This window comes from Vibrio gazogenes (assembly GCF_023920225.1).
Classification (GTDB): domain Bacteria; phylum Pseudomonadota; class Gammaproteobacteria; order Enterobacterales; family Vibrionaceae; genus Vibrio; species Vibrio gazogenes.
The window spans coordinates 3187149-3201147 of record NZ_CP092587.1; the positions used below are offsets into that span (position 1 = coordinate 3187149).

Annotated in this window: 13 protein-coding genes and 4 tRNA genes; 4 read left to right on the forward strand and 13 right to left on the reverse strand. The window is 44.8% G+C overall.

The window, feature by feature from the left end:
• Window positions 1–50: 50 nt before the first annotated feature.
• The 5 genes from tuf to MKS89_RS14165 all read right to left on the reverse strand — a co-directional run bounded on the left by tuf (window position 51) and on the right by MKS89_RS14165 (window position 1735).
• Window positions 51–1235 (reverse strand): elongation factor Tu, encoded by a 1185-nt coding sequence (gene tuf / locus MKS89_RS14145; RefSeq protein WP_252518335.1) that lies wholly within the window; start codon window positions 1233–1235, stop codon window positions 51–53.
• A 100-nt stretch (window positions 1236–1335) separates the two neighbouring features.
• Window positions 1336–1411, reverse strand: a tRNA-Thr gene (locus tag MKS89_RS14150).
• Window positions 1412–1423: 12 nt separating this feature from the next.
• Window positions 1424–1498 (reverse strand) — tRNA-Gly (locus MKS89_RS14155).
• A 38-nt stretch (window positions 1499–1536) separates the two neighbouring features.
• Window positions 1537–1621 (reverse strand) — tRNA-Tyr (locus MKS89_RS14160).
• A 38-nt stretch (window positions 1622–1659) separates the two neighbouring features.
• Window positions 1660–1735: transfer RNA gene (locus MKS89_RS14165), tRNA-Thr, on the reverse strand.
• Window positions 1736–1943: 208 nt separating this feature from the next.
• Between MKS89_RS14165 and coaA the strand changes: the two genes are divergently transcribed.
• Window positions 1944–2867, forward strand: coding sequence for a type I pantothenate kinase (coaA, locus tag MKS89_RS14170; protein WP_072962435.1), 924 nt, complete (start codon window positions 1944–1946; stop codon window positions 2865–2867).
• Window positions 2868–2975: 108 nt separating this feature from the next.
• Here coaA and birA read toward each other — a convergent pair whose 3' ends face one another.
• Both birA and murB read right to left on the reverse strand, forming a co-directional pair.
• Entirely contained in the window at window positions 2976–3950 is a 975-nt protein-coding gene (birA, locus tag MKS89_RS14175) for a bifunctional biotin--[acetyl-CoA-carboxylase] ligase/biotin operon repressor BirA (RefSeq protein ID WP_072962433.1), read from the reverse strand.
• A complete protein-coding gene (gene murB, locus MKS89_RS14180; protein ID WP_072962430.1) occupies window positions 3947–4993 on the reverse strand; it encodes a UDP-N-acetylmuramate dehydrogenase in 1047 nt (348 codons plus the stop codon). Before murB ends, birA begins: the two co-directional genes overlap by 4 nt.
• 64 nt (window positions 4994–5057) lie before the next feature.
• Between murB and MKS89_RS14185 the strand changes: the two genes are divergently transcribed.
• Entirely contained in the window at window positions 5058–5498 is a 441-nt protein-coding gene (locus MKS89_RS14185) for a GNAT family N-acetyltransferase (RefSeq protein WP_072962429.1), read from the forward strand.
• 147 nt (window positions 5499–5645) lie between these two features.
• On the forward strand, window positions 5646–6986 hold the full coding sequence (pssA, locus tag MKS89_RS14190) for a CDP-diacylglycerol--serine O-phosphatidyltransferase (protein ID WP_072962426.1): 1341 nt from the start codon (window positions 5646–5648) through the stop codon (window positions 6984–6986).
• A gap of 78 nt (window positions 6987–7064) precedes the next feature.
• Here the strand turns inward: pssA and fre are convergent, their stop codons facing one another.
• The 6 genes from fre to trxA form a co-directional block, all read right to left on the reverse strand.
• On the reverse strand, window positions 7065–7781 hold the full coding sequence (fre, locus tag MKS89_RS14195; RefSeq protein ID WP_072962424.1) for an NAD(P)H-flavin reductase: 717 nt from the start codon (window positions 7779–7781) through the stop codon (window positions 7065–7067).
• Between the two features lie 15 nt (window positions 7782–7796).
• A complete protein-coding gene (locus MKS89_RS14200) occupies window positions 7797–8066 on the reverse strand; it encodes a 2Fe-2S iron-sulfur cluster-binding protein (RefSeq protein ID WP_072962422.1) in 270 nt (89 codons plus the stop codon).
• Window positions 8063–9529, reverse strand: a complete 1467-nt coding sequence (gene ubiD / locus MKS89_RS14205) for a 4-hydroxy-3-polyprenylbenzoate decarboxylase (protein WP_072962420.1) — start codon at window positions 9527–9529, stop codon at window positions 8063–8065. Before ubiD ends, MKS89_RS14200 begins: the two co-directional genes overlap by 4 nt.
• A gap of 151 nt (window positions 9530–9680) precedes the next feature.
• Entirely contained in the window at window positions 9681–10667 is a 987-nt protein-coding gene (locus MKS89_RS14210; protein WP_072962417.1) for a hypothetical protein, read from the reverse strand.
• A 112-nt stretch (window positions 10668–10779) separates the two neighbouring features.
• On the reverse strand, window positions 10780–12039 hold the full coding sequence (gene rho / locus MKS89_RS14215) for a transcription termination factor Rho (RefSeq protein WP_072962415.1): 1260 nt from the start codon (window positions 12037–12039) through the stop codon (window positions 10780–10782).
• A gap of 196 nt (window positions 12040–12235) precedes the next feature.
• A complete protein-coding gene (trxA, locus tag MKS89_RS14220; protein ID WP_072962444.1) occupies window positions 12236–12562 on the reverse strand; it encodes a thioredoxin TrxA in 327 nt (108 codons plus the stop codon).
• A 111-nt stretch (window positions 12563–12673) separates the two neighbouring features.
• Between trxA and rhlB the strand changes: the two genes are divergently transcribed.
• Window positions 12674–13996 (forward strand): ATP-dependent RNA helicase RhlB, encoded by a 1323-nt coding sequence (rhlB, locus tag MKS89_RS14225; RefSeq protein ID WP_072962414.1) that lies wholly within the window; start codon window positions 12674–12676, stop codon window positions 13994–13996.
• Window positions 13997–13999: the final 3 nt, after the last annotated feature.

Consider the following 13999-nt stretch of genomic DNA (forward strand, 5'->3'; position numbering starts at 1 on the left):
AGAAAAAGGGCATCAAATGATGCCCTTTTTACTAGTGCTGAGTCAAATCATTATGCAAAGATTTTTGCTACAACACCAGCACCTACTGTACGACCGCCTTCACGGATCGCAAAGCGCAGACCTTCATCCATCGCGATTGGGGCAATCAGCTCGACAATCATTTTCACGTTATCGCCTGGCATCACCATCTCTACGCCTTCTGGAAGCTCGATGCTGCCTGTTACGTCTGTTGTACGGAAGTAGAACTGTGGACGATACCCTTTGAAGAATGGTGTGTGACGACCACCTTCATCTTTCGACAACACGTATACTTCTGACTCAAACTTCGTGTGTGGCGTGATTGAACCTGGTTTCGCCAAGACTTGACCACGTTCTACTTCATCACGCTTCGTTCCACGCAGCAACACACCTACGTTCTCACCCGCACGACCTTCGTCAAGCAGCTTACGGAACATCTCTACACCTGTACATGTTGTCTTCGTGGTATCTTTTACACCAACGATTTCAACTTCGTCGCCAACTCGAATGATGCCTTGCTCTACACGACCTGTAACAACTGTTCCACGGCCCTGAATTGAAAATACGTCTTCGATTGGCAGCAAGAATGCCTGGTCAATCACACGCTCTGGCTCTGGAATGTATTCGTCAAGTGCTGTCGCTAACTCAATGATTTTCTCTTCCCATTGCGCTTCACCGTTCAGTGCGCCCAGCGCTGAACCCTGAATCACTGGCAGATCGTCTCCTGGGAAATCGTATTCTGAAAGCAATTCACGAACTTCCATTTCTACCAGCTCAAGCAGCTCTTCATCATCAACCATGTCACATTTGTTCATGAATACGATGATGTAAGGAATACCTACCTGACGGCCTAGCAGGATGTGCTCACGTGTTTGAGGCATTGGACCATCTGTCGCTGCTACAACTAGGATACCACCATCCATCTGCGCCGCACCTGTGATCATGTTTTTAACATAGTCAGCGTGTCCTGGGCAGTCTACGTGTGCGTAGTGACGTGTCGGTGTATCGTACTCTACGTGTGAAGTCGCGATTGTGATACCGCGCTCACGCTCTTCCGGTGCGTTATCGATTGACGCAAAGTCACGTGCTGATCCGCCGTATACTTTAGAAAGCACTGTACAGATCGCTGCTGTTAGTGTTGTTTTACCGTGGTCAACGTGGCCGATAGTACCAACGTTTACGTGCGGTTTCGTACGTTCAAATTTTTCTTTAGACATCAGTTGTCCCTCTAGGTACGGATTAAGGTGGCTTTCATGACCACGCAACCAAAATTTACTGGTAGTAAAGTATATAACAAAAGGAAATATTTGCTTAGAGTGGTGCTGATACCCAGATTTGAACTGGGGACCTCACCCTTACCAAGGGTGCGCTCTACCGACTGAGCTATATCAGCACTCGGAAAGGTTGGAGCGGGCAGCGGGAATCGAACCCGCATCATCAGCTTGGAAGGCTGAGGTAATAGCCATTATACGATGCCCGCACACGTATTTAATCCTAAGAGCTATTTCCTTAAGAATATGGTGGAGGGGGACGGATTCGAACCATCGAAGGCAGTGCCGGCAGATTTACAGTCTGCTCCCTTTGGCCACTCGGGAACCCCTCCAAATTTTTAAATTTTCTCTTTATATAACAAAGAGAAAATGGTGCCGACTGCCGGAATCGAACTGGCGACCTACTGATTACAAGTCAGTTGCTCTACCTACTGAGCTAAGTCGGCGCATAAGTGGGGCGAATTCTATTGAATGATTTCTTTGCTTGCAAGTGTTTCAAGGAAAAAAAATACAATTTTATTTTGTTTTTATCTATTTGTTGTTTTTTCAAACAGTTTTCGTAGGAACTGATGAAATATATAGCCATTCTTTGTTGCTTTATCTTCTTCTTGAGGTATGTTGCTCTTTTATCCGATTTCTACCGTTGGAAAGATTATGGATCCTTATCTCTCATTCGACAGACGCCAGTGGTCGGATCTTCGTAATTCCGTTCCCATGACTTTGTCAGAAGATGATTTAGTTGAACTACAAGGCATCAACGAATCACTAAGTATGAAAGAAGCTGTTGAAATCTACTTACCATTAGCGCGGCTACTGAACCTGTATGTCGCAGCCAGACAGAGCCGTAATACCGTCTTAAACCAATTTCTCGGCCATGCCAACATCGCCCCTCCCTTTATTATTGGTATATCAGGTAGTGTCGCGGTCGGGAAAAGCACAACAGCAAGGCTGCTCAAAGCATTATTGTCTCGCTGGGACAACCACCCCAAAGTTGAACTGATTACCACGGACGGATTTCTTTATCCCAATGAAGTGCTGTTAGAAAAAGGCATCATGCAGAAAAAAGGATTTCCAGAATCGTACGATATTAAACGTCTGGTACAGTTTGTTTCTGATGTCAAAGCAGGAAAGAAAAACATCTCTGCCCCCATTTATTCTCATCTGACTTATGACATTACCGATGAAGTAAAAATGGTTCATGCACCCGATATTTTGTTGATTGAAGGGCTTAACGTCTTACAAAGTGGAATGGATTATCCCCATGCCCCACACCGCGTTTTCATTTCAGATTTTCTGGATTTTTCCATCTATGTCGATGCTGAATCGTCTCTCATTGAAAAGTGGTATATCGAACGTTTTATGAAGTTCCGCCATAGTGCCTTTAAAAGGCCGGGATCCTATTTTAGTCACTACACGAAACTAAGTGAGTCGGAAGCTTCCTCTATCGCGAGGAATATCTGGAAAGCGATCAATGGGAAAAACTTGCAGGAAAATATTTTACCAACGCGGGAAAGAGCGCAGCTGATACTTCGTAAGGGCGTCAACCACACTGTTGAAGAAATTTTGCTACGGCAGTAGTTTTACTGCAAACATAGTTTTATTGAGAACACAGTTTTGAATGGGGCTCACACGTCACCCTGAGTCAACCGATGCCCCATTCCTCAATCATCTCAATCTCTACATAACTCAAGACGCTGCAGGATCATGACCTCGCAGAGAAATCTCCCCGCCGACATAACTTTCAATCCCCCGCTCGGTTTCCAATAACACCGCACCGTGAGCATCGATACCCCGTTCAATTCCCGTGATCACACGCTCCCCCATTAATAACTTAACGGGACGATCAATGAAGTTATCGACTTTGTTCCATCTTTCGACAAAGTTCTTCATTCCTTCTCTTTCGTATGTTTCCATCGTCCGGGACCAAGATTGAATCAAGGCCACGGCAAGTGTATTACGATCAATGTTATCTTTGCCGATCACCTGAGCCAGACTACTCCAAGGTTGATCAATCTGTTGCGTCTGCGGTGCCATCGATAAATTCATACCCATACCAATAACGAGATGCGCAGCTTCACCGGCTTGCCCTGACATTTCAACTAAAATACCGGCCAATTTCTTATCTTGATAGTACAAATCATTGGGCCATTTCAGTTTAATTTCATCAACACCGAGCGTCTTCAGGGCATCAACAACAGCAACACCAACGACTAAACTCAGCCCCATGGCCGCTGCCATGCCTGCATCCAATCGCCAGTACATTGAGAAATATAAGTTTGCTCCAAATGGTGAAACCCAGTGCCTCCCCCGCCGTCCCCGACCTTTTTGCTGATATTCAGCAAGACAAACGGTCCCGGAGGTTAATGAACCGACACGATCCAATAAATACTGATTGGTCGAATCAATGATCGGGTGCAAATAAACAGGCGTCGATACTTGATGCTGAATATAATCTTGATCCAATAACCGCATAGGCTGAGCCAGTTGATATCCCTTCCCTTGCACGCGAAAGATATCAACGCCCCAATCCTGAATTCCCCGGATATGTTTACTGATAGCCGCTCTGGAGATCCCTAAAGCGGCCCCCAATGCTTCACCGGAATGAAAACCACCATCGGCTAAGGTCGACAGAATCGTCAGCTTGGCATGATGTTCTTTCATGATCGTTGCTCCTTCAGCCACATATCCAAATAAACTTCGCTACTGCGACCGATAAATCTCACTTCGTGTTCCAAAGCCACACCATATTTTTCGTAGACACAGCGATATACATGAGCGGCAAGCTGAATCACATCCGATGCCGTCGCGTGCTGATGATTAATCAGAACTAACGCCTGTTGCTCGTGAATGGCTGCACCACCGATTTGAAACCCTTTCAAACCACATTGATCGATTAGCCAGCCGGCTGCGACTTTCATTCCCGATGGCGCCGGATAACTGACAACCTCCGGATAATTCATCGCCAAAGACTGAAACTGCGCCTCAGTTAAAACAGGATTCTTAAAAAAGCTACCGGCGTTACCGATGACTGTCGGATCTGGCAGTTTACGGGTACGGATATCACAGATACAGTCAAATACTTCAGCGGGTGAGCAATTGCTCGCTAACTGCTGCAATGGCCCATACTTCAGACGAGGTTGCCATACTTTAGCAAGCTTAAGTCCGACACCGACAACAACTGCCTGCTGGTAAAGCCGATGCTTGAAAATCGAATCACGATATCCAAATAAGCATTCCGCACGATTCAAACGAACGACTTGAAACGTCTTAAGGCAGAGATAATCAACATAGTCACATATATCCTGAAATTCGAGACCATAAGCACCGATATTCTGGATTGGCGCACTGCCGGCACATCCGGGAATCATGGCTAAATTCTCCAATCCGGGAATCTGCTGCGATACACTCCACCTCACCAATTCAGGCCAATCTTCACCGCCCTGAACATGAAGAAAATAGTGACTTTCATCTTCCTGAACATCAATCCCCTGCAATTGATTAATAATCACGACCCCTTCATAGAACTCGGTAAACAACACATTACTGCCTTTGCCGAGCACTATTTTTGGCAACGATTGCCATTCCGGGTGACGATAAACATCAATTAATTCTGCAACAGTATTGACGGTCACCAACACCCGACAAGACTGCTCAATACCGAACGTATGATAAGCACTGAGATTTTCGTTGAGATATATTTGCATGGTTTTCTTTAAATCACATAGACTACGGCTATTCTATATCAGATGAGGCCCATTCAGACATCCTATGGATCATTTATCTTTCGAAATGTTAGATCCACTCAAACTTCCTTTGGTGCAACGCTTTTATAAACAGCACTACCCGACAGCAAAACCGAAACGCAATGAACGCATTTATACTGCGAGCGCTGCCAATCAACTCTGTGCCGTGGTTCGCTTTCGCCATATTGGTACTTCTCATCTGCTTCTAACGGGAATGGCCGTCGCCAAAGAATTACGCACTCAAGGCATTGGTCATCAACTACTGAATTACTGTGAAACACATGTTCTCAATCAGCATGTCTTTTGTTTTTCTTATCGTCATTTAGAGAACTTTTATCATCAACATCATTTTGCAGTTCAGTCACCACAAGCACTGCCGGCAGAAATTAACCATCTCTATCAACGTTATCGTCATCAAGGCAAAGATATCATTCCGATGCAATATTCCCCGCCACTTCAAGATTAGAACGCCGTCATTTTCTGTCCATTTTTTGCTGACAAACGGAAATGATCGATCTGAAGTGACTTAGATATAGCAATTCATTCATCGAATTTGATAGTATCGGGGCTTTGCTATATCGCATCCACTTGAATTGAAGGTACCGCATCCACGATGATTGCTCGTAGAAATCTATTCGAACAGCTACCCACTATTGCGTTAGAGCCAAAAGATTTTCAAGTCCTGTACTCCGCAGAACAATTTCGGCATCACTTGATTCAGGCAATTAGACAAGCCAATCACAGAATTTATATTGTTGCACTCTACCTCGAAGCTGATGATGCCGGTCAGGAAATTCTGTCTGAACTTTATGCAGCGAAACAAAGAAATCCCCAACTGGATATTGTGATCTGTGTGGACTGGCACCGCGCTCAACGAGGCCTGATCGGTGCGAAACAGTCTCAGGGTAATGCTGTGATGTATGAATCATTTGCCCAAGACAATGAACACCCCATCGCGGTTTATGGTATCCCCGTCCGAGGGCGGGAAGTCTTCGGGGTGCTACATCTTAAAGGTTTCATTGTCGATGATGAAGTGATCTACAGTGGTGCCAGCCTGAATAACATCTATCTGCATTATCAGAATCGTTACCGTTTTGACCGCTATCATTCATTTCACAACCGCGATCTTGCCAACTCGATGGGCGAATTTATTCGTGAGCACTTATTGTCTCATCCGGCTGTCAACAATCTGGCCAATCCCTCACGTCCTGCAACGAAGGATTTAAAAACCATTATTCGCCAGTTCCGGACCCAGTTGGCACAAGCAACCTATCAGGTGCCTGATCAGCCAGTCTCGCAGGACCAAATCGGTCTGACGCCATTAGTGGGCGTTGGTAAGCGAGGTAATCGGCTGAATCAATATATCAGTTACCTGATTGCTCAAGCGAAAGAAGAAATTATTATTTGTACGCCTTATTTTAATTTCCCGAATAATATTGCCAGTCAGGTCAAAAAAGCCCTCAAGCGCGGCGTAAAGATTCATATTATTGTGGGCGATAAAACCGCGAATGATTTTTATATTCCACCGGAAGAAACATTTAAAACTATCGGTGGGTTACCTTATTTGTATGAATTAAATCTGCGTCGTTTTGCTAAATCGAATGAAGCCAGAATTGCCAGCCGGCAATTATCAATTCATCTGTGGAAGCACGATGACAACAGTTTTCACTTAAAAGGGGTGTGGATTGATAAACGTTATATGCTTATCACCGGCAATAACCTCAATCCCAGAGCATGGAAACTTGATCTGGAAAATGGCATTTTAATTCAGGATGACCATGCTCATCTTCAGACTCAATTTGAACAAGAATTTGACAACATTCTTCAGCACACACAGTTAGTCTGTACTTATAAACAGTTAGATGATTTCGAAAATTATCCGGCCGAGGTTCAGCGCTTACTGAAAAGGATTCGTCGGGTAAAAGCTGACCGGATTTTAAAACAAATACTTTAGATGGTTCCAAACAGCTATTTCACGCATTAAAAAAGCCTCCGATCGGAGGCTTTTTCGTGTATATCATGACAGTTCGAATCAAATAAATGCAAATGCATCACCATAAATACGTTCACTTCTCGCGTGCTTATTTTGAGTAAACTGTTCCCGAGCGGCTCCTGCCATATCAAATCGACCCGCAATATAGATATCAAATTCTTCCAACGATTCAAAATCAGCACAGACTGCTTGCAACACATTGCCTACTTTGCCGTCCCAAAGCGGATCGGTTGATATCTCTACAACTGGTGTAAATGTGAGTCTGGCATGTTGAGCCGCTAAATCACGTAATTCGTTAAATGCATAGAGCTGGAGCACATCTTTTGCTCCCCAATAAAGAAAGATATCACGTTGAATATTCTGGTTCAGGCAATGATCCAGAATCGAGCGTACATAACTGAATCCCGTACCTCCGGCAATCAGTAATAAAGGACGCGCCGTATCTTCTTTCAGCCAAGCATTCCCATGCGGAGCATCAATGGTGATCTCACCATCGTGCTGCAATGCTGTATTCATAGCATCAACAACTTCACCGGCATAGGCATTATGTTCAGCAGCACCAATATGTAATTCAAGTTCGCCACCTTGCCGACATGGGCTACTGGCAATCGAAAACGGACGTTTATCTCCCTCTGCCATCACCACCAACAGGTACTGACCCGCATGGAAATCAACGGGTGATTCAGGTTGAAGAAGAATACGGTATGTATTGCTGGCTAAAGGCCGAACTGAGTTTACTTTACATGTTATGATCATTCTGATTCCTCTTCCTTACTCATCCCAAGTAAGGACTAAATGAGTTTGAGCATAGGCCTGACAGGAAAATATCCATCCCTGAGACTGCTCTTCTTCCGTCAGCATTGGTTCTAGTTGATAGGAAACTTCTCCCGAAAGCTTTTTGCACAAACACATCCCACACGCACCGACCCGGCAACGGTGTGGGAAAGGGATTTGCTGACGAATTGCCGCATCTAACACGGTTTGCCCGCGTTCTACGGTGAATTCAATATTTTCGGGCAGCAAGCGTACCGTAAAGGTCATAAGATGCCTAACTCATCCCAGATCGCATCGATCTTGCGCACAACTTCCGGATCTTTACGGATCTCCTTACCCCACTCTCTAGCGGTCTCGCCTTCCCATTTATTGGTTGCATCCAGTCCCATTTTAGAGCCAAGCCCCGAAACCGGTGATGCAAAATCCAGAGAATCGATTGGCGTATTTTCAACCATCGTCGTATCCCGGGCAGGATCCATCCGCGTAGTAATCGCCCAGATAACATCTTTCCAATCTCGAGCATTGATATCATCATCACAGACAATCACAAACTTGGTATACATAAATTGACGTAAGAAAGACCAAACTCCCATCATGACTCGCTTGGCATGACCGGGATATTGCTTCTTGATCGTGACGACAGCCATCCGATAGGAACATCCTTCGGGAGGAAGATAAAAGTCGACAATTTCCGGAAATTGCTTTTGTAAAATAGGGACAAAAACTTCATTCAATGCTTCCCCGAGAACAGCTGGCTCATCCGGTGGCCTTCCCGTATAGGTACTATGATAAATCGGCTGCTTTCTCATTGTCACATGAGTCACAGTAAAGACATGATGACGCTCAACTTCATTAAAATAGCCGGTATGATCGCCATAAGGTCCTTCGTCTGCATACTCATTCGGATCAATATACCCTTCGAGCACAATTTCTGCGCTGGCCGGCACTTCCAGATCATTACTGATTGATTGGACAACTTCGGTCTTACTGCCTCTCAATAATCCGGCAAATGCATATTCAGAAAGTGTATCCGGCACTGGCGTCACGGCCCCCAAAATTGTGGCCGGGTCAGCGCCGAAAGCCACAGAAACCGGAAAAGGTTCCCCAGGATGCTCAACCTGCCAATCCCTGAAATCTAATGCTCCGCCACGATGTTGAAACCAACGCATGATGACTTTGTTTTTACTGAGTTTTTGTTGTCGGTAGATCCCTAAATTTTGTCGTTTTTTCGTCGGTCCCTTGGTGATTGTCAGCCCCCAAGTCAACAGCGGAGCTACATCACCCGGCCAACAACGCATCACCGGTATTCTATCTAAATCAACATCATCGCCTTGCCAGATAATGTCCTGACAAGGTGCTTTTTTCAAACGTTTCACCGGCATATTTAAGACCTGCTTAAAGACCGGGAGTTTATCGATTGCATCCTTAAAGCCTTTGGGCGGCTCAGGTTCTTTAAGGTAAGCAAGCAACTGACCGATTTCACGAAGCTCACTGACATCCACTCGACCCATCCCCATCGCGACGCGTTGCGGCGTACCAAATAGATTTGCCAGTACCGGTATGTCATAACCAACTGGATTTTCAAATAAAAGTGCAGGCCCGCCCGCTCTTAAGGTCCGATCACAGATCTCAGTCATTTCATATTGAGGGTCAATCGGATGCTGAATGCGTTTCAATTGACCATGCTTTTCCAAATAATCGATAAAATCGCGTAAATCCTTAAAAATCATAAGACTTCTGCCTGAATGTGATATCGAAGGCAGTATAACAAAAACGAAACAACTCTGAATTTTCTTTTTTCTATTGTGTTAGCGTTCCTGAACTCTTCAATGGTGCTGCCATAAAGGAGCAAATAAAACAGTGGTAATACACAGAGTGTGACTATCTCAATACCTGACTCAGTACACGAAGCTTCATTTGACGGTTTGCTTTTAGCAATTCATCCAACCAATTCCCGTATCCGGCATTCACCAATACCTGAGCAACATAGGGAGCCTCTTCCTGACTCAGCTCCTGAACCAAATACGTTTTGACCGGTTCAGGCATTGGATTAAGTTGAACTAAAGCTTCAATCGCCTGTGCTCTCAAACTCGGGTTTTTGCTCGCCGCCATCACTTGCTGCACCGAAAAATCGTCTGTCAAACCAGACAGCCGAGTCAATTCAGCGACAGAGTGATCATCTGATTTCATCAACCACAATAACCGGTAAACATCTTGATTCTGACTTGTCCGAGCCAATGCAACCATGACTCGTGTCGAAGGTAACCAGCTACGAATACTGGCATCAATCACCTGCTTTGCCAAATAATCCAATCCCGACTCCGATAAGCTGTCCAACTCCTGAATCAACAAAGATTCCCGAGCATGGCTCTGACGTTTATCTTCGGATAACCATTGTTGTAACGACAATTCATGCTGTTCAACTTTTAACACAAAATCGAGGATACTTTTCTCCTGTTGCCAGGTTTTGACTAAGCGATTGGCAACCGCAGGGTAATCAAATGCTGGCGTGGAAAATTCGAATCCTTCAGCCTGATTGGTGAGATAATAAACCGGTGAAATCAAGCGCTGTTGTTCGATAAAGCGCTCCGCTTGTGCAGAAAAGATGGTCTTTTCTTGTTCAAGAGCCCGGAGTAGTAAAAAACGAACAGCCTCTTGCTGAGGTAAGGCCAACCGCTGTAAGGCAAAAGTTAAAGAATCAATTTTATCATCAGCAATCAGCTGTTTGAACGCTTCAACTTGGTGCTGAATGGTGGGGGCTTGTAACAGTTGATTACGGCTTTGTGCGTCCAATGATTGCGCAGCAGCCGAAAAGCAAATGAAACAAAAACAGAGCAGGAGTTGCGATACCCACGTTCCTTGTGGCATGTGTTAACCTCCATGTAACATCTAATTTTTATTTTCGGTGCATCTTTTATGAAATGCAAGAAAAAGCGCCACCGTTTCCGGTGGCGCTTTCATGATTAGAACCATCTAGATTTTACTGGCGTCTCATCGCATCAAAGAACTCATCATTCGTCTTTGTCATCGCCAGTTTATCAATGAGGAATTCCATCGCATCGCTTTCTCCCATCGGGTGAACGATTTTGCGCAAAATCCACATTTTCTGTAACTCGTCGGTTTTGGTCAGTAACTCTTCACGACGCGTGCCTGAACGGTTGAAGTCGATCGCAGGGAATACACGTTTTTCCGCAATCTTACGGTTCAGGTGTAATTCCATATTCCCTGTCCCTTTAAACTCTTCGTAGATAACTTCGTCCATCTTCGAACCGGTATCAACCAAGGCTGTCGCGATAATCGTCAAACTACCGCCTTCTTCAACATTACGAGCAGCTCCGAAGAAACGCTTAGGTCGATGGAGCGCATTCGCGTCCACACCACCAGTCAGGACTTTGCCCGAAGAAGGAACAACCGTGTTATATGCACGCGCCAAACGTGTAATTGAATCCAATAAGATCACAACATCTTTCTTGTGTTCAACCAGACGTTTCGCCTTCTCAATGACCATCTCGGCCACTTGAACGTGCCGAGATGCCGGTTCATCAAAGGTAGAAGCAATGACTTCACCTTTAACCAAACGTTGCATTTCTGTCACTTCTTCCGGACGTTCGTCAATCAGCAGCACCATCAAAATACACTCGGGATGATTGTGAGCAATGCTCTGAGCGATATTTTGCAACAGCATTGTTTTACCAGCCTTCGGTGGTGCAACAATCAAGCCACGCTGACCTTTTCCGATTGGTGATGCTAAATCCAAAACGCGAGCAGTAATATCTTCAGTCGAACCGTTGCCGCGTTCCATCACCATCCGTTCATTGGCATGTAGCGGTGTCAGGTTTTCAAACAAAATCTTATTTCTGGCGTTATCCGGTTTATCAGCATTGACTGTATTGACTTTCAGTAACGCAAAGTAGCGTTCACCTTCTTTTGGTGGCCGAATCTTTCCAGCAATCGAATCACCTGTACGCAGGTTGAAACGACGAATCTGGCTCGGTGACACATAAATATCGTCAGGTCCAGCCAGATAAGAGCTGTCTGCACTACGCAAAAAACCAAAGCCGTCCTGGAGAATTTCTAATACGCCATCACCAAAGATGTCTTCACCACTTTTTGCGTGAGCTTTTAAAATAGAGAAGATAATGTCTTGTTTTCTTAACCGCGCGAGGTTTTCAAGCCCCAGGCTCTCACCCAGCTGCACGAGCTCAGACACAGGTTTGTTCTTTAATTCTGTTAAATTCATTGTGGTGGATACTTGTTTAGTCAAAATTAGGATCTGTTTAGTAGTGTTAAGATGGATTTGGCCTCAGGATTGACCAAGAAGTGAACATATGATTCATTAGTGTGCAATAACCTAGCACTATTTATTAGCCTAGTCTAGATTTTGTTTTATTTCTATGTGCAAAACCGTACATATCTCTATGTACGGTTTTCAGCCATCATAAATTGGCGTCTAAAAACTCTTTAAGCTGAGTCTTTGACAACGCACCAACTTTTGTTGCTGCAACACTACCATTTTTAAATAAAAGTAATGTTGGAATACCACGAATACCGAATTTCGGTGGTGTAGCCGCGTTTTGATCGATATTTAATTTACCGATCGTGATTTTACCTTCGTACTCATTCGCAATTTCATCTAAAATTGGTGCAATCATTTTGCATGGACCACACCATTCTGCCCAGAAATCAACAAGTACAGGGACTTTAGCATCGGTTACACTACTTTCAAACGTGTCATCGGTGAGCTGCAAAATCTTATCACTCATCTTTAACTCCAATGTATTTTCTTGGACCAGTTGCATAACAACCAGTAATTTGATGCTCTATTGGAATGTATTTACTTCCGTATTGCAAGCTTAAGCTGATATTCTATAGTGATGAAAAAGACGCATATCACAGAGCAAAAATTCGCCGACTTGGGATTAGACCCTCAAGTTACAGCAGGTTTGGAACAAAAAGGGTTTGCTTATTGCACCCCAATCCAAGCCTTGGCGCTGCCGGTAGTGCTCTCCGGCCATGACATTGCAGGCCAGGCCCAAACTGGGACTGGTAAAACGCTTGCGTTTCTTGCTGCAACCTTTAATCATCTGCTAACGACACCTGCTCAAGAAGAGCGGGAGCCAACTCAGCCACGAGCAATCATTATGGCACCAACTCGTGAGTTAGCGATACAAATTTTTAACGATGCAGAACCACTGGTTCAAAGTACCGGCTTAAAAGTCGCACTGGCTTATGGTGGTGAAAGTTACGATAAACAGCAGTCCAAGTTACAGCAAGGTGTTGATATTCTTATCGGAACAACCGGTCGGATTATCGATTTCTATAAACAAAAAGTCTTCAATCTGAACCATATTCAGGTGGTCGTTCTCGATGAAGCAGACCGAATGTTTGATCTCGGTTTTATCAAAGATATTCGTTTTCTGTTCCGCCGGATGCCGCCACCGAAGAATCGGCTGAACATGTTATTCTCCGCCACCCTCTCTTATCGGGTTCAGGAATTAGCATTTGAGCACATGAACAGCCCGGAGCATGTCGTCGTCGAACCGGCGCAAAAAACCGGACATCGAATTAAGGAAGAACTGTTTTACCCATCGAATGAACACAAAATGGCTTTGTTGCAAACCCTCATTGAAGAAGAGTGGCCGGACAGAGCAATCATATTTGCCAATACCAAACATAAGTGTGAACGAGTCTGGGGGCATCTGGCTGCCGATGGTCATCGTGTCGGACTGCTGACCGGTGATGTGCCGCAGAAAAAACGGGAACGCATTCTGGAACAATTTACTCAGGGTCAGTTGGATATTTTAGTCGCGACCGATGTTGCTGCACGAGGACTACATATCCCTCAGGTCACTCACGTCTTTAACTACGATTTACCAGATGACAGTGAAGACTACGTACACCGGATTGGTCGGACGGGCAGAGCCGGAGAAAGTGGTCATTCGATTAGCTTCGCCTGCGAAGAATACGCTATCAATGTGCCGGGAATAGAAACGTATATCGAACATTCAATTCCGGTTTCTGATTATGATCCATCAGCCCTATTAACTGACTTACCCAGTCCGTTAAAGCTTGCTTCATCAAAAACATCAAGAAGAACCAATACTGGTGGTTCTCGATCTGGACGTCAGAATGGACGTGGTAATAATTCATCCAGAAAACGTCCGCGACCAAACAACCACCAGAATAAAAATAGCTGAGTG